Annotated in this window: 14 protein-coding genes; 9 read left to right on the top strand and 5 right to left on the bottom strand. The window is 60.8% G+C overall.

The window, feature by feature from the left end; translation table 11 throughout:
• Positions 1 to 59 precede the first annotated feature (59 nt).
• The 4 genes from AWU82_RS07065 (at position 60) to tspO (ending at position 5,781) form a co-directional block, all read left to right on the top strand.
• Entirely contained in the window at positions 60 to 602 is a 543-nt protein-coding gene (locus AWU82_RS07065; protein WP_064381552.1) for a DUF3833 domain-containing protein, read from the top strand.
• Between the two features lie 25 nt (positions 603 to 627).
• On the top strand, positions 628 to 2,166 hold the full coding sequence (locus AWU82_RS07060) for a cryptochrome/photolyase family protein (RefSeq protein ID WP_064381551.1): 1,539 nt from the start codon (positions 628 to 630) through the stop codon (positions 2,164 to 2,166).
• 164 nt (positions 2,167 to 2,330) lie between these two features.
• Entirely contained in the window at positions 2,331 to 5,276 is a 2,946-nt protein-coding gene (locus AWU82_RS07055) for a PAS domain-containing hybrid sensor histidine kinase/response regulator (RefSeq protein ID WP_064384096.1), read from the top strand.
• Between the two features lie 58 nt (positions 5,277 to 5,334).
• A complete protein-coding gene (gene tspO, locus AWU82_RS07050; protein WP_064384095.1) occupies positions 5,335 to 5,781 on the top strand; it encodes a tryptophan-rich sensory protein TspO in 447 nt (148 codons plus the stop codon).
• A gap of 85 nt (positions 5,782 to 5,866) precedes the next feature.
• Here tspO and AWU82_RS07045 read toward each other — a convergent pair whose 3' ends face one another.
• From AWU82_RS07045 to AWU82_RS07030, 4 genes are all read right to left on the bottom strand, one after another.
• Positions 5,867 to 8,266, bottom strand: coding sequence for a TonB-dependent receptor (locus tag AWU82_RS07045; RefSeq protein WP_064381549.1), 2,400 nt, complete (start codon positions 8,264 to 8,266; stop codon positions 5,867 to 5,869).
• A 68-nt stretch (positions 8,267 to 8,334) separates the two neighbouring features.
• Positions 8,335 to 9,282 carry a FecR domain-containing protein gene (locus tag AWU82_RS07040; RefSeq protein WP_064381546.1) on the bottom strand — a complete coding sequence of 316 codons (948 nt, stop codon included), beginning with the start codon at positions 9,280 to 9,282 and terminating at the stop codon, positions 8,335 to 8,337.
• A complete protein-coding gene (locus AWU82_RS07035) occupies positions 9,282 to 9,791 on the bottom strand; it encodes a sigma-70 family RNA polymerase sigma factor (RefSeq protein ID WP_064381544.1) in 510 nt (169 codons plus the stop codon). The genes AWU82_RS07040 and AWU82_RS07035 overlap by 1 nt, the downstream gene beginning before the upstream one ends.
• 99 nt (positions 9,792 to 9,890) lie before the next feature.
• The gene (locus tag AWU82_RS07030) at positions 9,891 to 10,799 is read right to left on the bottom strand and encodes a helix-turn-helix domain-containing protein (protein WP_064381543.1); all 909 of its coding nucleotides are present in this window, start codon (positions 10,797 to 10,799) and stop codon (positions 9,891 to 9,893) included.
• Between the two features lie 162 nt (positions 10,800 to 10,961).
• Here AWU82_RS07030 and AWU82_RS07025 point away from each other — a divergent pair, with 162 nt between their 5' ends.
• The 5 genes from AWU82_RS07025 (at position 10,962) to AWU82_RS07005 (ending at position 17,227) form a co-directional block, all read left to right on the top strand.
• The gene (locus AWU82_RS07025; RefSeq protein ID WP_064384094.1) at positions 10,962 to 12,320 is read left to right on the top strand and encodes a glutamine synthetase family protein; all 1,359 of its coding nucleotides are present in this window, start codon (positions 10,962 to 10,964) and stop codon (positions 12,318 to 12,320) included.
• Positions 12,321 to 12,504: 184 nt separating this feature from the next.
• Positions 12,505 to 13,593: a polyamine ABC transporter substrate-binding protein gene (locus tag AWU82_RS07020; protein ID WP_064381539.1), complete on the top strand. Its 1,089-nt coding sequence runs from the start codon at positions 12,505 to 12,507 to the stop codon at positions 13,591 to 13,593.
• On the top strand, positions 13,590 to 14,891 hold the full coding sequence (locus AWU82_RS07015; RefSeq protein WP_064381537.1) for an NAD(P)/FAD-dependent oxidoreductase: 1,302 nt from the start codon (positions 13,590 to 13,592) through the stop codon (positions 14,889 to 14,891). Before AWU82_RS07020 ends, AWU82_RS07015 begins: the two co-directional genes overlap by 4 nt.
• A gap of 112 nt (positions 14,892 to 15,003) precedes the next feature.
• Positions 15,004 to 16,659 (top strand): PqiB family protein, encoded by a 1,656-nt coding sequence (locus tag AWU82_RS07010; protein WP_064381535.1) that lies wholly within the window; start codon positions 15,004 to 15,006, stop codon positions 16,657 to 16,659.
• 16 nt (positions 16,660 to 16,675) lie between these two features.
• Positions 16,676 to 17,227, top strand: coding sequence for a PqiC family protein (locus tag AWU82_RS07005; RefSeq protein ID WP_064381533.1), 552 nt, complete (start codon positions 16,676 to 16,678; stop codon positions 17,225 to 17,227).
• Between the two features lie 14 nt (positions 17,228 to 17,241).
• Here AWU82_RS07005 and AWU82_RS07000 read toward each other — a convergent pair whose 3' ends face one another.
• Positions 17,242 to 18,132: a site-specific integrase gene (locus AWU82_RS07000; RefSeq protein WP_011334252.1), complete on the bottom strand. Its 891-nt coding sequence runs from the start codon at positions 18,130 to 18,132 to the stop codon at positions 17,242 to 17,244.
• Positions 18,133 to 18,558: the final 426 nt, after the last annotated feature.

Genomic DNA, 18,558 nt, shown 5'->3' with positions numbered 1-18,558 from the left:
TACAAGAAAGCATCTCCAGCGCGGTCCCTCGACCCCCTCTGCCATCAGGGAGTAAAGCAATGACTCGATTAGTGCTGTTATTGACACTGCTACTCAGCATCGCAAGCTGCACCAGCGTGGATGTCAGCCGTTATGCCGATCAACAACCAGCCCTCGATCTGCAGCGTTTTTTCAGCCAGCCCGTCAAGGCCTGGGGAATGTTTCAGAAGCGCGGCGGCGAAGTGACCAAGCGTTTCGAAGTCAACATTATCAGCCGTCGCGAAGGCAACAACCTGATTCTCGACGAGCGCTTTCTGTACAGCGATGGCACCCGCCAACACCGCGTATGGACATTGACGCCCGAGGGCCAGGGACGCTGGAGCGGCCGCGCCGGTGATGTCGTAGGGGTTGCCCAAGGCCAGGTGGCGGGCAACACACTTCACTGGCGTTATCGGCTGAACGTACCGGTCGACGACTCGACCTATGAAATGAGCATGGACGACTGGATGTACTTGATGGACGAGGACACGTTGATCAACCGCACCAGCATGTCCAAGTTCGGGGTGGAAGTCGGTCAGGTGACTTTGTTCTTCCGCCGCCAAGGCCCCGAATCAAGCCAATGAACCGTAAAACGCAGAGCTCCATTGAATGAACGTTACCCGCCGCTTGTGTCTGGTACTGGGCGACCAGTTGTCGTTCGATCTGGCTTCATTACACGCACTCGACGCCGAGCGCGACACCGTGTTGCTGGTTGAAGTCATGGAAGAAGCCAGTCATGTGCCCCACCATCCACAAAAGATTGCCCTGATCTTCAGCGCCATGCGCCATTTCGCCCAGGCGTTGCGGGATCAGGGTACGCGGGTTGAATACGTGACCCTGGATGATCCCGATAACAGCGGTTCGGTGCCCGGTGAGCTGAAGCGCTGGCAAGCGTTGTTGCAGGCCGAGCAAGTGCACATCACCGAGTGTGGCGACTGGCGACTGGAGCACTCGATCAAGGAATGCGGTTTGCCCATCCACTGGCACGCCGATACGCGTTTTCTGTGCAGTCGCGAAGAATTTGCCGCATGGGCCGAGGGCAAAAAACAGCTGCGCATGGAGTTTTTCTACCGTGAGATGCGTCGCAAGAGCCGCTTGCTGCTCAATGGTGACGGCTCACCAGTGGGCGGCGCGTGGAACTTCGATGCCGAGAATCGCAAGGCCCTGCCCAAGGGCGTCAAAGCGCCCTACCCGGCACGGTTCAAAAACGACGCCATCACCCGCGATGTACTGGCACTGGTCAAGGCGCGCTTCAGCCAGCACTACGGCGCGCTCGATGACTTCAACTATCCCGTCACCCATGCCGATGCGCAGGCACTCTGGGCGTATTTTCTTGATTATGGTCTGGCGGGGTTTGGCGATTACCAGGACGCAATGGCCAGTGAAGAGCCGTTTCTGTTTCATGCGCGCATCAGTGCGGCGCTCAACATCGGCCTGCTGGATCTGCGTCAGCTGTGCAGCGATGTGGAGTCGGCGTACTGGGCCGGCAGCGTTGCGCTCAATGCCGCCGAAGGCTTCATCCGGCAACTGATTGGCTGGCGGGAATATGTGCGGGGCGTGTACTGGCTGAAAATGCCGGATTACGCACTGGGCAACTCGTTCGGCAACAGCCGGCCACTGCCCGAGTTCTACTGGACGGGTGACACCCAGATGAACTGCATGCGCCACGCCATCGGGCAAAGCTTGCAGCACGCCTACGCGCATCACATTCAGCGGCTGATGGTCACCGGTAACTTCGCACTGCTCGCCGGCATCGCGCCGAGCCAGATCTGCGAGTGGTATCTGGCGATCTACATGGACGCCTTTGACTGGGTCGAACTGCCCAACACGCTGGGCATGGTCATGCATGCCGATGGCGGTTTTCTCGGTTCCAAACCCTATTGCGCCAGCGGCCAGTACATCAATCGCATGTCGGATTACTGCCGCGGTTGTGCGTACAAGGTCAGCGAAAGCACGGCGGACAATGCCTGCCCGTTCAATGCGCTGTATTGGCATTTCCTGATGCGCCACGGTGAGCTGCTGCGCGGCAATCAGCGCATGAGCATGATGTACAGGAACCTCGACCGCATGCCGGAAACCAAACAACAGGCACTCTGGCAACGCGGCCAGGCATTGTTGGCGCGGCTGGATAACGGCGAATCGTTTTGAAATCAGTGCTAGCCCGATACGACCTTGCTCCATCAGTGAAACTTAACGACGAAGCAACCTGTCAACGGATCAGCAGCCACAACGCTTCCCGATATTGACTGCACCTGTCGGGCATGTCCGACCCTCTGAAATCGGCCCCTGAAAAATTCAACCAAGAAGGTGAGATGGACACCCTCAAACACCTTAGTCGCGAAGCGCTCGAGTCCGAGGTCAAGCGATTACGCGCCGCCTTGCAGAGCACTGAAGTCGACAATGAGCGCGACATCACGGCGCGACTGCACGCCAGTCAGGCCGCGCTCGCTCGTAGTGAGGCGCGGCAGCGCGCGGTTTTCGAGAGTGCAGTGGATTTCGCGATGGTCGTCACTGACCTCGGCGGATACATCACGGAATGGAACTGCGGCGCAACCAACGTGCTGGGCTGGTCCGCCGAAGAGGTTCGCGGCCAGAGCGCGGCCTGCTTTTTCACACCTGAGGACCGCGCCGCCGGCCGGGTCGAACAGGAAATGCAGCGCGCCCTTGCCGAAGGCCGTGCCTACGATGAGCGATGGCATTTGCGCAAGGACGGCGAGCGATTCTGGGCCTCTGGCGAGCTGATGCCGCTCTACGATGAAGACCAGACTCATTTGGGCTTCGTGAAAATTCTCCGCGACCGTACTCAGGAGCATCTGTACGGGCGCGCCATAATCGAAACCAAGGAACGCTATCGACTGGCCGTCATGGCCACCAGTGATGCGGTGTGGGACTGGGACCTGCAAACCAACCAGATCATCTGGAACCAGGCGTTGCAACAGGCGTACGGTTTCGCGCTGGAGAACGTTGATCCCAACGGTGACTGGCGGTTCTCGCGGATCCATCCGCAGGATCAGGCGCGGGTGCAGGCATCGATCCGCGCCGCCATCGAAGGCGACGGCACGACATGGAGTGCGGAGTATCGGTTCTGCTGTCAGGACGGCTCCTATGCCGAGGTGCTCGATCGCGGGCACTTGATCCGCAATCAATCCGGCCAGGCCGAACGCATGATCGGCGCGATGCTTGACCTCACGCGCTCGCGCAGTGCCGAAACGGCGTTGCGCCGCAGTGAAGAGCGTTTCAGTACCATTCTGGAAACCATCGAGTCGGCGTTTGCCATCGTCAAAGTCAAATTCGACGCCAACGACGAGCCAGTCGACTACTACTTCGTCGAGGCGAACCCGGCGTTCGAGCGCCAGTGCGGGGTCAACCTGCGCGGTAAATGGGTGACCGAATTCGCGCCCAATCTGGAACGCTTCTGGTTCGAAACCTACGGCCACGTGGCCAAGACCGGGGAGCCGGCGAATTTCGAGAACTACGCCAATACCTTCGAGCGCTGGTTCGACGTGCGCGCGGTGCGGGTCGGTGACCCGGCCGACCGGCAGATCGCGATCCTGTTCAACGACGTCACCGAGCGGCGCGCGGCAGAAGACCGCTTGCGAGCCAGTGAGGCGATCGCCCGGGAGAACGTCGAGCGCGTGCAACTGGCGCTCGCGGCCGGCGCCATTATCGGCACCTGGCACTGGGATCTGCTGACCGACCGTTTTGCCATCGACGAAGGCTTCGCCCAGGTGTTCAATCTCGACCCGGCACTGGGGCGTGAAGGCCTAAGCCTCGAACAAGTGATCACCAGCGTGCACCCCGACGACCGCGATAGCCTGACCACGGCAATCGACGAAGCCATTAGTCGTGGAGGCGCTTATTCCCATCAGTACCGTGTACGGCGCGAGGACGGCAGATACCAGTGGATCGAGGCGAACGGGCGTGTTGAATGTGCAGAGGACGCAACGCCGCTGCGCTTTCCCGGCGTGCTGATTGATGTCGAGGAGCGCCGCACCGTCGAGGCGGAGCGCGACCGGGCTATTGCCGCGTTGCGTTCGCTCAACGACACCCTCGAACAACGGGTGTCATCGCGCACCGCCGAGTTGATGCAGGCTGAGGAGAAACTGCGTCAATCGCAGAAGATGGAAGCGGTCGGCCAACTGACGGGAGGCCTCGCTCACGATTTCAACAACTTGCTGGCCGGCATTTCCGGCGCGCTGGAGTTGATGGGCGCGCGGATCAATCAGGGCCGCTTGAGCGAAGTCGACAAGTACATGGTGACTGCACAAGGCGCGGTCAAGCGTGCCGCCGCCCTCACCCACCGCCTGCTGGCCTTCTCCAGACGCCAGACCCTCGATCCGCGGCCCACCGACGTCAACACGCTGATGACCGGCATGACCGAACTGATCCAGCGCACGGTGGGCCCGAGCATTCTCCTGGAAACCATCGGCTCGCCGGTGCTCTGGCCGACACTGGTCGATGCCAGTCAACTGGAAAACGCCCTGCTCAACCTGTGTATCAACGCCCGCGATGCAATGCCCGACGGCGGACGCATCACTATCGAGACCGCCAATCGCATCATGGACGCCGAGACCGCCGGCGCGCTGGACATGCCCGAGGGCGAGTATGTGTGTCTGTGTGTCACCGATACCGGCACCGGCATGTCGGCCGATGTCATCGCCAAGGCCTTCGACCCGTTCTTTACCACCAAACCGCTAGGCCAGGGCACCGGGCTGGGGTTGTCAATGATCTACGGGTTCGCCAAGCAATCCGGCGGCCAGGTGCGCGTGCACTCGCAGGTCGACCGGGGCACCACGATGTGCATCTACCTGCCTCGTCACCGTGGCGATCCCGTGCAGAGCCACGATGACAAGCACATCGCACCGGCGGTGGTGCCCAAGGCCAGCGAGACCATTCTGGTGGTCGACGATGAACCCACCGTGCGCGCCTTGTTGACCGAAGTGCTCGGCGATCTCGGCTACAACCTGCTTGAGGCGGGCGACAGCGTTGCCGGACTGAAGGTGTTGCAATCGAACGTGCGCATCGACCTGCTGATCACCGATGTCGGCCTGCCGGGTGGCATGAACGGCCGGCAGCTGGCGGATGCCGGCCGGGAGATCCGCCCGAACCTGACCACGCTCTTCATTACCGGATATGCGGAGAACGCAGTGATCGGCGCCGGTCAACTTGGCCCTGGCATGCAGGTGCTGACCAAGCCCTTCGCGGTCGACACACTGGTAGCGCGGGTCAGTGAATTGATGTGCTCAAGATCCGAATGAACGACCGCTGCGGCGGATTAACCGAGGCAGACTGGCTGCGGCCAAGGAGTAAGAAATGGTGACTTTCCTGATTTTCCTGATCGCCTGCGGTGCGGCGGCCACCACCGGCATGGTTTTCCAGCCCGGCCAATGGTACGCGCAGCTCAACAAACCGAAGTTCACGCCACCCAACTGGGTGTTTCCGGTGGCGTGGACGACGATCTACCTGCTGCTGGCCTGGGTTGGCTACCGCTTGACCCTGATTCCCGGCAGCGAACAGGTGCTGGCATTGTGGGCGGCGCAGATTGCGCTGAACACACTGTGGACGCCTGTGTTCTTCGGCGCGCAGCGGATCGTTGCCGCGATGATCATCCTCGTGCTGTTGTGGTTGGTCGTCGCAACGATGGTGATCCTGGCCTTGCGCCTGGACGTGATCACCGGGTTGATCCTGTTTCCCTATCTGGCCTGGCTGTGTGTCGCTGCGGCGCTTAATTTTTCGATCATGCGCAAGAACCGGATTGGTTAGTGTGCGCCCGTCACGAGGATGACGGGCACTTCAACTGGCGCCGGCTACCCGTGACCAATCCCGGCGCGCTCGCTGAATTCAACGCTCAGAAATCCACCGTCGCCGACAGCAGATAGGTTCGCGGCGTCGCCAGCGTCAAACCCGGCTCGCTGTCATCCGAAGCCCCGGCGGAGCTCCAGTAACGCTTGTCCGCCACATTCTCCACGTTGGCCCGTAGCGTGATGGTCTTTTCGTCGACCCTGAACGCGTACCGTGCGCCCACATCAAAGCGCTCCCAGGCGTCAATTTCCTTGTTGTTGGACTGATCCAGATACTGCGAGCTGGAATAGATCCCCCGCCCGGTCAATGTCAGCCCCTGCACGTTCGGCACGTCCCACTCGGCGCCCAGGTTGACGTTGTACTTGGGCGTCGCCGGTGCACGATTGCCGTCGAACGTGCCGTTGGTGGTATGGGTCAGTTCACTGTCGATATACATGACGCCACCCAGCAGTCGAAAGCCTTTGAGCGGTTCGCCGAACACAGACAGTTCCACACCGTCGTTCTGCCGTTTGCCGTTGGGGCCGAACACCCGCGTGACGGCGTTGGTTTCGTAAGCCGGCTGCTTGATCCGGAACACCGCCGCGGTCAGGCCGAACGAGCCGGCGTCGTACTTGGCGCCCACCTCGACCTGTCGACTGATGAACGGCGGGAAGATTTCGTCCTCGTTCACGGAGGTCGACGGCGCGATCTTGCCCTGGCTCAAGCCTTCCATATAGTTCGCGTACAGCGACAAATTTTCGGTGGCCTTGAACAGAAGACCACCCGAGGGCGATACCTTTTCCTCATCGTAGGCGGTGTCGCCCTTGACGTTGTCGGACCAGTCATCAACCTTCACGCGCTGCCAGCGGGCACCAAGCGTCAGCAGCAGGCGGTCATCGAAGAAACCCAGGGTGTCGGCCAGCGCCACGCCGCTGAAGCGGTTCTCGGTGTAGACCTCGGGGTCCTGCCGTGTAGGGCGCACCGGCGTCGGCGTTTCCACCGGGTGATAGAGATTGCTCGGAGCCGCTGCGTAACGCGCGCCACCGTTTTCGAAGTCCATGTAGAAATAGCTGGCGGCCAGATTGATCTCGTGGCTCACGGGTCCGGTGTGAAACCAGTTGCGCACACCGGCCGTTGCCGTACGGACGTTTTCGTCACGGGTGAAATCCCGGGGCTGGACGCTGAAGTCTCCCGCATTGTTGGTCACCGAAACCGCGTGCCGAAGAAAATCGTGATTGCTTTTTCGCGCGCCGACGCCGCCGTACAGCATCGTCGAATCATTGACATCGAACTCGGCGTTGATCGTACCGAACGTGTCTTTGGTGCGTGCCTTGCTCCAGGGTTGCGCGTAGTTATGGCGCACATCACTGGCGCTCGGTACCCGCGCATTGGCGCCCACTTGGACCCGCTCCTGCGGCGCATCGGTGTCACGTTCCGTGTGCCCGACATCGGTCGAGAGGCGCAGGCGCTCACCACGAAAATCCAGGCCCAGCACTGCCATGTCACGATCGACACTTTGATGATCCCACTCGGTATCGCCGGATTGTTTCACGCCGTTGAAGCGCAGGCCGAACTGATTGTCTTCGCCAAACCGCCGGCCGACATCCACCGCGCCGCCGACCTGGTTGTTCGACGCGTAGTTGGCGGTCAATGAAGTAATCGGCGTGTCGGTCGCGCGTTTCGGCACGACGTTGATGCCGCCACCGACGCTGCCGCGCGGAGAGATACCGTTGATGAGTTGACTCGGGCCCTTGAGGATGTCGACGCGATCGGCCATTTCCATGTCGATCGTGTAAGTGGGCAGCACGCCGTAGAGGCCGTTGTAGGCGACATCGCTGTTGAAGAGGCTGAAACCGCGAATGGTGAATTGCTCGTAGCGGCCTCCGGCCGGGTTGGTTGCGCGGACGGAGGGATCGCTGGCGATCAGATCGCCCAGGGTACGCGCCTGCTGATTCTTGACCGCCTCGCTGGTGTAGGTGGTCATGCTGAACGGTGTTTCCATGAAATCCCGCGAGCCCAGCAAACCTTGCGAACCCCGTCGCGCCACCTCGCCGCCGGCGAAGACATCCCCGCCACTTGCGTCCTGGGCCCCAAGAATTGAGGTCGGCGCCAGTTGCAGGCTGCCGCCCTCGGGCGCTGGCACCAGAATGTAGGCTTGCTCGCCCACCGGTTGCAGTTGCAGGCCAGAACCGGAAAGCAGTCGGGCGAAGCCCTCTTCCACCCCGAAATCACCGGCCAGTCCCGAACTGCTGCGCCCGCTGACCAGCGCCGGGTCCACTGACAGATTGACGCCGGCCAGTCCCGCGAAGCGGGTCAACGCGGCACTCAGGCTGCCGGCCGGGACTTGATAACTACGACGGGCGTCGTCGGCCCGGCTCTCGGACATCACCAACGGGCTGGTACTCAGACTCAGCATCAGGCTCAACTGCAACAATGGATGCATACGGCTGGGAAATACTGCGGACATGGGGAGAAGCTCTCGTTTTCAGTTCACTTGACTGAAATGACCAGCGAGGAGAAAAAAAGGGACAGGCTTCAACCGATATTTTTCCGTGGCACCAAAGTGACCCAGTAACGCGTACGAGATTGCACGTCCAGCGGCAAGCTCGCGGCCAGCAGGGTCAGCACGCGATCGGTGTTGTCGAGACGGAAACTGCCAGTGACACGCAGGGTTTCCAGCGCCGGATCCCAGCGCAGCAATCCGGATCGATACCGGCCCAGCTCACGCAGAAAATCCCCAAGCGGCTGGTTTTGCGCCATCAGAACACCGCTGCGCCAGTCCGGCAGCATGGCGTCGAAGGTGCCAATCGGGCCAGCACCACTGGCTTGCAGGCTGATCCGTTGCCCCGCATGCAAGGTCAATCCCGGCCCTTGCAGGGGTTGCAGCTGCACAGCCCCGCTGACCACCGCAACCTGACAAGTGCGCTCGTCGAGCCGCACGCAGACTTCACTGCCGCTGACCGTGATCCGACCGTATGGCGAGCGGATCGTCAATGGCGCGCTGCCCGACACCTGGAACGCCATTTCACCGCGCACCAGGGTCAACTGACGGGCCGCAAGATCGACGTTCACCGCACTGTCGGTATTGAGCTGCAGCGAGCTGCCATCGGCCAGCGGCAATTTCTTGCGTTCGCCAGTACCGGTGTGCAAATCCGCACGCCAGACATCCAGCGGCAACTGACGACTGATCAGCCAGGCCGCCGGCACCAGAGCAGCGACGCCGAGCATGCGTTTGAGCGCTGCACGCCGCGCTGGATCCGCTCGGTCCAGGGTGGCCATCGCCAGCGCCGGGGGCAGTTCGCAGAAGCGTTGACGCAACAGTTGGGCTTTTTGCCAGGCGTTTTCGTGGCTGCTGTGACTGTTAAGCCACGTTTGCAATCGGGCGTGATCGGCGTCCGTCGCCTCGCCGGATTCAAACAACGCCAACCACTGTGCAGCGGCCCGTGCGACCTCACGGGCCTCGCTCGACGGTGCCGTGCGCATTACATGTCCACCAGCAGACAGTGTTCGTAAGCCTGGGCCATGTAGCGCTTGACGGTGCGTTCGGACACTTGCAGGCGTTCGGCAATTTCGCGGTAGCCCAGGCCTTCGAGCTGACTCCACAGAAATGCCCGGCGTACGGCGCGCGGCAGGCCATCGAGCAATTCATCAAGCGCCTGTAGGGTTTCCAGCAGAATCCAGCGCTGCTCCGGGGACGGCACGCAGTCTTCAGGGAGCTGTGCCAGAGCATTCAGATAGGCCTGCTCGAGGCTGCGCCGGGTGTAGAAATTGCTCAGCAGTCGCTTGCCGACCGTCAGCAGATAGGCGCGGGGCTCACGCATATCGACGAGCGCTTGCGAACTGCCGAGCACCCGCAGAAACGTATCCTGACTCAGGTCAGCGGCATCCCACGCATTGCCCATGCGTCGGCGCAGCCAGCTTTCCAGCCAGCCTCGATGGTCGCGATACAGGTCGTGCAGGCTGTGTTCCGGTGGCTTCGCCGCTTCAATCATCTCAACAGATCCTGCCTGAAGGATACAAATGAGAGTGATTCTAATTAATATGCTGGCGTGAAACCACGTTCTTTTCCGGCGATTTCAGGCATGCATCTGTCAGGAGGACGACGAGCGCTTCAACGTCTCGCTCGGCAACTCCTTGAACAACGCTCGATAACTGCTTGAAAAACGCCCCAAATGCCAGAACGACCAGTTCATCGCGACCTCCGCCACCGTGGTGTCCGCCGCTGAACGCTTGAGCAGTTCCCGCCGCGCACTGTTGAGCCTGCGCAAACGCAGCCAATGACTCGGTGACATCCCGGTGTAGGCCTTGAAGGTCTGCTGCAACTGGCGCACGGAAACTCCGGCGACCCGCGATAACTCAAGCAGATTGACGGTTTCTTCCGGCGAATCCGCTGCCCACTCGCCCACGCGCTTGAGGGTGATTCGCTCTTCGGCGCGACGCTGCAAGCCACCACCGTCCAGACACACGCTCGCGTTGTCGAGGATGAACAGGCAGTCCTCCAGCAACTGCTGGGTCAGCGCTTCTTTGCTTGGCTGATCAAGGGTTTGCGACAACTTCGTGAGAGTCGAGCTTAACCAGCGACTGAACAATCCGTTCTGCGCGCCATTGAGCGGCGCCATGAACAAACCTTCCAGCCTGGCCATGTCCAGGCCGTTGCGGCGGACGAACTCCGGGCCGAACACCACAGCGATTTCCTGGTAGTTCTCCGGGGTGATCCAGATGTTGCGGCTTTCTTCATTGAGCAGATAGAGCGCGTTGTCGCTGCGATCGAAACAGAACGCCAGCGACCCTTGCGGCGCGCTGAAATTCTGCTCGACCCGGGTGTTCATCTGTTCTTCGTAAACCTCAACACCCTGCAAATCCAGATAGCGGATCTGCCCGGCGAAATGCCCTGGCGACATTTGCTGGTAATGCTGAACCCAACCCGGCGTGGCGCGGATTTGCTCGGTGACATCGGCGGTGTTGAACGCTTGAACCTGTAGCGGATTACACGTCGTCATGGGAGACCTTGCGCACTCTTTTGGTGCGCTTTGGTGCTGCTGAAAGTGGATAGATGGAACAACAAGGCCCGCCCAAGATAGTCGTCAACGCGCCACAGGGGAAGCCTGCGAAAGATGAAATCGCACTTCCCCCGCGTCAACAAAACCAACGACGAGGTCTTTATGAATGCCCCTTTCGATCAGCTGTTCACATGGCTGAAAGATCACAAGATTACCGAAGTGGAATGCGTGGTCAGCGACCTGACCGGCATCGCCCGCGGCAAGATTGCACCGACCAACAAGTTCCTGCATGAGCGAGGCATGCGCCTGCCGGAAAGTGTGCTGCTGCAAACGGTAACCGGGGATTTTGTCGACGACGACATCTACTACGACCTGCTCGACCCGGCCGATATCGACATGGTCTGCAAGCCAGTGAGCGACGCGGTGTACGTGATCCCGTGGGCCATCGAGCCGACCGCCATCGTGATCCACGACACCTTCGACAAGTTCGGCAACCCGATCGAGCTGTCGCCGCGCAACGTGTTGAAGAAAGTCCTGCAGCTGTACACCGACAAAGGCTGGAAGCCGATCGTGGCGCCGGAAATGGAGTTCTACCTGACCCAGCGCTGCGAAGACCCGGACTTGCCGCTCAAGGCACCGCTGGGCCGTTCCGGTCGCGCCGAAAGCGGTCGTCAGTCGTTCTCCATCGATGCGGCCAACGAATTCGATCCATTGTTCGAAGATGTCTACGACTGGTGCGAACTGCAAGGCCTGGACCTGGACACGCTGATCCACGAAGACGGCCCGGCGCAGATGGAAATCAACTTCCGCCACGGCGACGCGCTGGATCTGGCCGACCAGATCACCGTGTTCAAGCGCACCCTGCGTGAAGCGGCGCTCAAGCACAACGTGACCGCGACCTTCATGGCCAAGCCGATCGGCGACGAGCCCGGCAGCGCCATGCACCTGCACCAGAGCGTGGTCGAGATCGCCAGCGGCCAGCCGATTTTCGCCAATGCCGACGGCAGCATGAGCGACCTGTTCCGCCATCACATCGGCGGCCTGCAGAAGTACATCCCGAAAGTGCTGCCGATGTTCGCGCCGAACGTGAACTCGTTCCGCCGCTTCCTGCCGGACACCTCGGCACCGGTCAACGTCGAATGGGGCGAAGAAAACCGCACCGTCGGCCTGCGGGTGCCGACCTCCGGCCCTGAGGCGATGCGAGTTGAAAACCGTCTGCCCGGCGCCGACGCCAACCCGTATCTGGCCATCGCCGCGAGCCTGCTGTGCGGCTACATCGGCATGGTCGAAGGCATCGAACCGAGCGCGGCCGTCGAAGGCCGGGCCTACGAGCGCCGCAACCTGCGCCTGCCAATCACCATCGAAGAAGCCCTGACCCAGATGGAAGAGTGCGACACCGTCGCGCGCTACCTGGGCAGCAAGTTCGTGCGCGGCTACGTCGCGGTGAAACGCGCCGAGCATGAAAACTTCAAGCGCGTGATCAGTTCCTGGGAGCGGGAGTTCCTGTTGCTGAGCGTCTGATTAAAACAACAAAAACCAACCCACAATCGTTCCCACGCTCTGCGTGAGAATGCAGCCCGGGACGCTCTGCGTCCCAAGAGCGGACGCGGAGCGTCCATTGAGGCATTCCCACGCGGAGCGTGGGAACGATCAGCACAAGGACCGTACTCGCCTGAAAAATCCAATAATTCGAAGAGGTGTCGATATGCGTCTGTTGAAATCCCTGATTCCCGCCGCACTGGCATTGGCGTGCAGTGCCGGTGCCTTCGCCCAACCCCAGGTCAGCGTCTACAACTGGACCGATTACATTGGCGAAACCACCCTCGCCGACTTCCAGTCCTCCAGCGGGATCAAGGTGATCTACGACGTTTTCGACTCCAATGAAACCCTCGAAGGCAAACTGCTTGCCGGCCGCACCGGGTATGACGTGGTGGTGCCGTCCAACCACTTCCTCGCCCGTCAGGTAAAGGCCGGTGCGTTCCTCAAACTGGACCGCTCGCAACTGCCGAACTGGAAAAACCTCGACCCGAAACTGCTGGCCCTGCTTGAGAAAAACGATCCCGGCAACCAGCACTCGGTGCCGTATCTGTGGGGCACCAATGGCATCGGCTACAACGTCGACAAGGTCAAGCAAGTGCTGGGCATCGATCACATCGACTCCTGGGCCGTGCTGTTCGAACCGGAAAACCTGAAGAAACTCACCCAGTGTGGCGTGTCGATGATGGACTCCGCCGATGAAGTGTTCCCGGCGATCCTCAACTACATGGGCATGGACCCGCGCAGCGAGAAACCCGAAGACTACAAGAAGGCCGAAGAGAAACTGCTGAGCATCCGGCCATACATCACCTATTTCCATTCCTCGAAATACGTGTCCGACCTGGCCAACGGCGACATCTGCGTGGCCTTCGGTTATTCCGGCGACGTGTTCCAGGCCGCCAACCGCGCCAAGGAAGCCAAGAACGGCGTGAACATCGCGTACTCGATTCCCAAGGAAGGCGCGAACCTGTGGTTCGACCTGCTGGCGATTCCCGCTGATGCCAGCAACACCAAGGAAGCCCACGCCTTCATCAATTACCTGCTCGATCCGCAAGTGATTGCCAAGGTCAGCGCCTCGGTCGGCTACGCCAACCCGAACCCGGCGGCCAAGCAATACATGGATCCCGAGCTGGTCAACAATCCCGAGGTCTATCCGTCCCAGGAAGTCCTCGACAAGCTATACATCTCCTCTACCCCGCCCCAGTCGATCATGCGTCTGATGACCCGGTCCTGGAGCAAAGTGAAGTCGAACAAATGAATCAGTACACCCAGGAACACGCACACTCCTATTACGCCGCATCGGCCCGGGCCAGCACACCCTATCCGGAACTGGCGGGTGATCTGATCGCCGACGTCTGCGTGATCGGTGGCGGTTTCACTGGCGTCAACGCGGCCATTGAACTGGCGCAGCGCGGACTCTCGGTGATCCTGCTTGAAGCCCGGCGCATCGGCTGGGGCGCCAGCGGGCGCAATGGCGGGCAGTTGATTCGCGGGATCGGCCATGACGTCGAAGGCTTCGCCCGGCATGTCGGCAGCGAAGGCGTGCGCTACCTGCACCGGGCCGGGATCGATTCGGTGGAGCTGGTGCGCCAGCGCATCACCGACAACGCCATCGAGTGCGACCTGCGCTGGGGCTTCTGCGAGCTGGCCAACACCCCGGCGCAGTTCGACGCCTTCAAGGCCGAGCAGGAAAGCCTGGCGCAGTTGGGTTACCGCCATGAAACGCGGCTGGTCGCCCCTGAGCTGATTCGTCAGCAAGTAGTGAACGCGGGGGTCTACAAGGGCGGCCTGATCGACATGGGCTCAGGCCATCTGCACCCGCTCGACCTGGTGCAGGGTGAAGCGCGGCTGGCGGCGTCCCTCGGGGTGCGGATTTTCGAGCAGAGCCCGGTGCTGGAAATTCTCCACGGTTCGACCGTTCAAGTCCGCACCCAGAGCGGCACGGTACGCGCCGGCAGTCTTGTGCTCGGCTGCAACGCGCATCTGGATGAACTTGAACAGCAACTCAGCGGCAAAGTGCTGCCCGCTGGCAGTTACATCATCGCCACTGAACCGCTGTCGGCGGAACGCGCCGCCGAGCTGATTCCGCAGAACCTGGCGCTGTGCGATCAGAAAGTCGGCCTCGACTACTACCGGCTCTCGGCGGACCGGCGCTTGCTGTTCGGCGGCGCCTGCCATTATTCGGGACGGGACCCGGCGGACATCGCCGCGTACATGCGACCAAAGATGCTCAAGGTGTTCCCGCAACTGGCGGATGTGCGCATCGACTATCAGTGGGGCGGCAAGATCGGCATCACCGCCAACCGCTTCCCGCAGGTCGGTCGTTTGAAGCAGCACCCGAACGTGTTCTACGCCCAGGGCTATTCCGGTCACGGTCTGAACGTCACCCACTGGTGCGCCAGGCTGCTGGGCGAAGCGATTCATGCCGGCCACAGTCAGGGCATGGACGTGTTCAGCAATGTGCCGCACATGACCTTCCCCGGCGGCCCGGCGCTGCGCTCGCCACTGCTGGCACTGGGCATGTTCTGGTATCGCCTGCGGGAGCTGCTGGGATGAGGCCTGCCGGTTAAAGCGCCCCGCGCATTTGCTCTATCGCGAAGCACTTCTATATTGATGAAGTGCTTTTGCGTTCCTGACGCTCAGTGCCCACACACCCTGGAGGTCATGGATGGAGTCGTCAGCCGCCGATCAACCGCGAGCGCCCGGCCAGGCGCCGATCAAGACCCGGCGTTTCAGCATTTCGCTGGTGTGGATCGTGCCGATCGTCGCGGTGCTGGTGGGCCTCTCGCTGGTGGTGCACAACCTGATGCAGGAAGGCCCGACCATCACCGTCACCTTCAAGACCGGCAGCGGCCTGACCGCCAACAAGACCGAAGTCAAATACCGCAACGTAGTGATCGGCCAGGTCACGGATGTCGAACTGAGCGACGACCAGAAAAGCGTCAACGCCACGATCAAACTGGCCAAGCAGGCCGAAACCTTCACCCGCGAAGACTCGCAGTTCTGGGTCGTGCGCCCGCGCATCGGTGCGGGCGGCGTCTCGGGCATCGACACGTTGCTGTCCGGTGACTACATCGGCGCCGACATCGGTCAGTCCAACTCGCGTTCGAAGCACTTCAAAGGCCTTGAGAACCCACCGCCGATCACCTACGGCGAACCGGGTAAACGCTTCAACCTGCATGCCTCGGACCTCGGTTCGCTGGATATCGGCTCGCCGGTCTATTACCGCAAGATCCCGGTGGGCCAGGTGGTGGCCTACGCTCTGGATGCCGATGGCAAAGGAGTGAACATCGAAGTGTTCATCCATGCGCCAAACGACGCCTACGTCACGGAAAACACCCGGTTCTGGAACGCCAGCGGGATTGATGTCAACGTCGGCGCCAACGGTTTTGCGGTGAAAACCGAATCGTTGTCGACCTTGCTGGTGGGCGGCATCGCCTTCCGCGCGCCGGAGTACAGCCCCAACGACGTTGCCGCTGCCGAAGAAAGAACCTACGACCTGTTTGAAGACCAGCAAACCGCCCTCGCCCCGCCCAACGGCAAAGCGCAGTACCTGACCCTGCGTTTCGATCAGGCCCTGCGTGGGCTGAAAGTCGATGCGCCGGTGGAATTCCTCGGCATCGAGATCGGCCGGGTGGTGAGCGTCAACCTGGACTTCGACGCGAAAAAGCGCAGCTTCCCGCTCAACGTCGGCATCGTGATTTACCCGCAGCGCCTCGGCCAGGCCCACATCAAGATGCTCAAGGTACTCGACCACAATCCGGACGATGAAGCCGCTGCCGTGCGCCTGATCGGCACCTTTATCGACAACGGTCTGCGTGCCCAGGCTCGCAGCGGCAATCTGCTGACCGGCCAGTTGTACATCGCGCTGGATTTCTTCCCCAAAGCCGAAAAAGTCGCGTTCGACCCCACCGCTCGCCCGATCAGCGTTCCGACCGTCCCCGGCAGCCTCGAACAGTTGCAGGAAAAACTCGAAGCGATGATCGACAAGCTCAACAAACTGCCGGTGGAGCGGATTGCCGGCAACCTCGACAGCAACCTCGTGGAATTGCGCAAGGGCCTGACCCAGTTCAATGCCAGGACCCTGCCCGGCGTGCAGAACACCCTCGCCGACCTGAGCAAGACCCTGCAGTCGGCCAGCTCGACCCTGGCCGAAGATTCGCCGCAACGCGAACAACTGACCGAGACTCTCGACGAGCTTGGGCGCATGTCCCGTTCGCTGCGTGAGCTGTCCGATTATCTGGGCCGTCATCCGGAATCGTTGATTCGCGGCCGCCCCGACAACGCCGCGCCGCTGGACCTCAAAGGGCCGCCGCGTAATTGAGCACAGGAGCTGTCCCATGGCTTTAAAGCTGAAGTTCACCGTGCTCGCGATCGGCCTGCTGCTGGGCGCCTGTAAAAGCGCTCCGATCAGCTTTCACACCCTGACACCGACGCAACCGATGACCGGCCGCGCCGGCTCGGAAATCACCATCGAAGGCATCAGCGTGCCGCCCCAGGTCGACCGGCCGCAAATCGTGATCCGCCAGGGCAACAGCGGCCTGGCGATCCTTGAGACCGAATGGTGGGGCGCGAGCCTCAGTGATGAATTGCGCAGCGCGATGGTGGATCAACTGAGCAATGCCGGCGGTCCGCGCAAAACCTCGGTGCGCATTGATGTGCAACGCTTCGATTCGATTCCCGGGCAGTACGGGCTGATCGACGTCAAATGGCGCCTGCGCCAGGCCAACACCGGTGACGACGCCCTGCTCGCCTGCCGCTCGCTGCTGCAAACCCCGTCCGGGCCGACCATCGACGATCTGGTGATCGCCCAGCAGAACAACGTCAAACGTCTGGCCGCGTTGATCAGCCAGGCGTCCGCCGGCTCACGCGGCTGCCCGCCCGCCTCCTGATCGAAACGCACTGCCTACAAGTCGAAACGATCCACCGCGCGGCGACGCTCGTTGTCGTCGCGGACGTCGTAGTTGGCGGTTGTCTGGATATTGCTGTGGTGGGCCAGCTTCTGGGCAATCGACAGGTCGTGTTCTTCGATCACTCGGGTGATGAACGAACGGCGGAAATCATGGGGCATGATCTTCACCCCGACCTGGGTGCCGCGCTGGCGGGCGATGTAATAGATCGCGTGCTTGGTGATGCGCTCGCGGGTGATGTGGCTGCCACGGCGAATGCGGTTGAACAGAAACGCGTCGTCGCTCTCGCCTTCCTTGAGTTCCGAGCGACGAAATTCCAGCCAGGCATTCAGCTTGGCGAACGCCCAGGCTGGCGCGTACTTGATCAGTTGTTTATTGCCCTTGGCGGTGACACACAAACTGCGCTCGTTGAAATCGACCTGATTGAGATCCAGATCCACCGACTCCGACTTGCGCATGCCAGTGCCGTACAACAACGCAATCACCGCCGCATCGCGCAAACCTTGTGGCCGTGGATCAGCGGCGCAGACTTCCATCAATTCATGAATCAGCGTGCGCTTCAGATTGCGCCCCTGAGACAGTCGCGTGCCGGCAATGCCTTTGACCGAGCGCATTTTCAATAGATGTTCCTGGCTGATCAGGCTCATGCGCCAGGCTTCATTCATTACACCGCGAATGGCGTTTACATACAGCGAAGAAGTATTCGGTGCGTAATTGTCGGCGCGCAATGCAGCGACTAATGCAACCACATCTTCCGGTTGCAGCGCATGCCAGGGAATTTCTTCGACGTTCATGTCTTCGAAACCGAGACGGTCGGCGGCATCTTGTAAAACGTAACGCATGGTGAGTTGGCTGGAGGGAGCCAGACGCGCCAGATATACAGTCATCGGGTTGGTTTTCAGGGGGTCGGGGGATGCAACGGGTAAGTCAATCAAACGTCGGGCCTTGAGTAAAAACAGTTCAACACAGCAACTAACAACTGCAACATTCTTAATATAAGGGGAACACTTCCGTAGGACTTTTCTACTAAAAACCGCGATAAACGGTAGAAGTCTGAACAGTGGCTGTATGGGTTTCAGATAAACGATTCGCCGACCGGTTTTTCATGTTCCTTTCACAAAAACGGGCATAACCTTAATTCCACTGAGTCCTGTGCCGGCGCCGCCCAAGCTGCCGGGCAATGCCTGAAAAGTCAACCGAACCCGACGTTATGTCGTCTTGGCAACTTATTGATGCAAGGGATTTTTTCGCGTCTACGCTTTGATTGGATCCGATTTTTCTGTGGATCTATTTCTTTTTTCTTTGCAATGAGG

The sequence above is a fragment of the Pseudomonas glycinae genome, from assembly GCF_001594225.2.
GTDB classification, from domain to species: domain Bacteria; phylum Pseudomonadota; class Gammaproteobacteria; order Pseudomonadales; family Pseudomonadaceae; genus Aquipseudomonas; species Aquipseudomonas glycinae.
Note: the sequence above shows the minus strand (reverse complement) of the source record. Positions and strands in the feature narration are given on the sequence as shown.

Coding starts and splice junctions, on each gene's coding strand:
- AWU82_RS07065 (WP_064381552.1), top strand. CDS start 60: ATGACTCGATTAGTGCTGTTATTGACACTGCTACTCAGCATCGCAAGC.
- AWU82_RS07060 (WP_064381551.1), top strand. CDS start 628: ATGAACGTTACCCGCCGCTTGTGTCTGGTACTGGGCGACCAGTTGTCG.
- AWU82_RS07055 (WP_064384096.1), top strand. CDS start 2,331: ATGGACACCCTCAAACACCTTAGTCGCGAAGCGCTCGAGTCCGAGGTC.
- AWU82_RS07045 (WP_064381549.1), bottom strand. CDS start 8,266: ATGTCCGCAGTATTTCCCAGCCGTATGCATCCATTGTTGCAGTTGAGC.
- AWU82_RS07040 (WP_064381546.1), bottom strand. CDS start 9,282: ATGCGCACGGCACCGTCGAGCGAGGCCCGTGAGGTCGCACGGGCCGCT.
- AWU82_RS07035 (WP_064381544.1), bottom strand. CDS start 9,791: ATGATTGAAGCGGCGAAGCCACCGGAACACAGCCTGCACGACCTGTAT.
- AWU82_RS07030 (WP_064381543.1), bottom strand. CDS start 10,799: ATGACGACGTGTAATCCGCTACAGGTTCAAGCGTTCAACACCGCCGAT.
- AWU82_RS07025 (WP_064384094.1), top strand. CDS start 10,962: ATGAATGCCCCTTTCGATCAGCTGTTCACATGGCTGAAAGATCACAAG.
- AWU82_RS07020 (WP_064381539.1), top strand. CDS start 12,505: ATGCGTCTGTTGAAATCCCTGATTCCCGCCGCACTGGCATTGGCGTGC.
- AWU82_RS07015 (WP_064381537.1), top strand. CDS start 13,590: ATGAATCAGTACACCCAGGAACACGCACACTCCTATTACGCCGCATCG.
- AWU82_RS07010 (WP_064381535.1), top strand. CDS start 15,004: ATGGAGTCGTCAGCCGCCGATCAACCGCGAGCGCCCGGCCAGGCGCCG.
- AWU82_RS07005 (WP_064381533.1), top strand. CDS start 16,676: ATGGCTTTAAAGCTGAAGTTCACCGTGCTCGCGATCGGCCTGCTGCTG.
- AWU82_RS07000 (WP_011334252.1), bottom strand. CDS start 18,132: ATGACTGTATATCTGGCGCGTCTGGCTCCCTCCAGCCAACTCACCATG.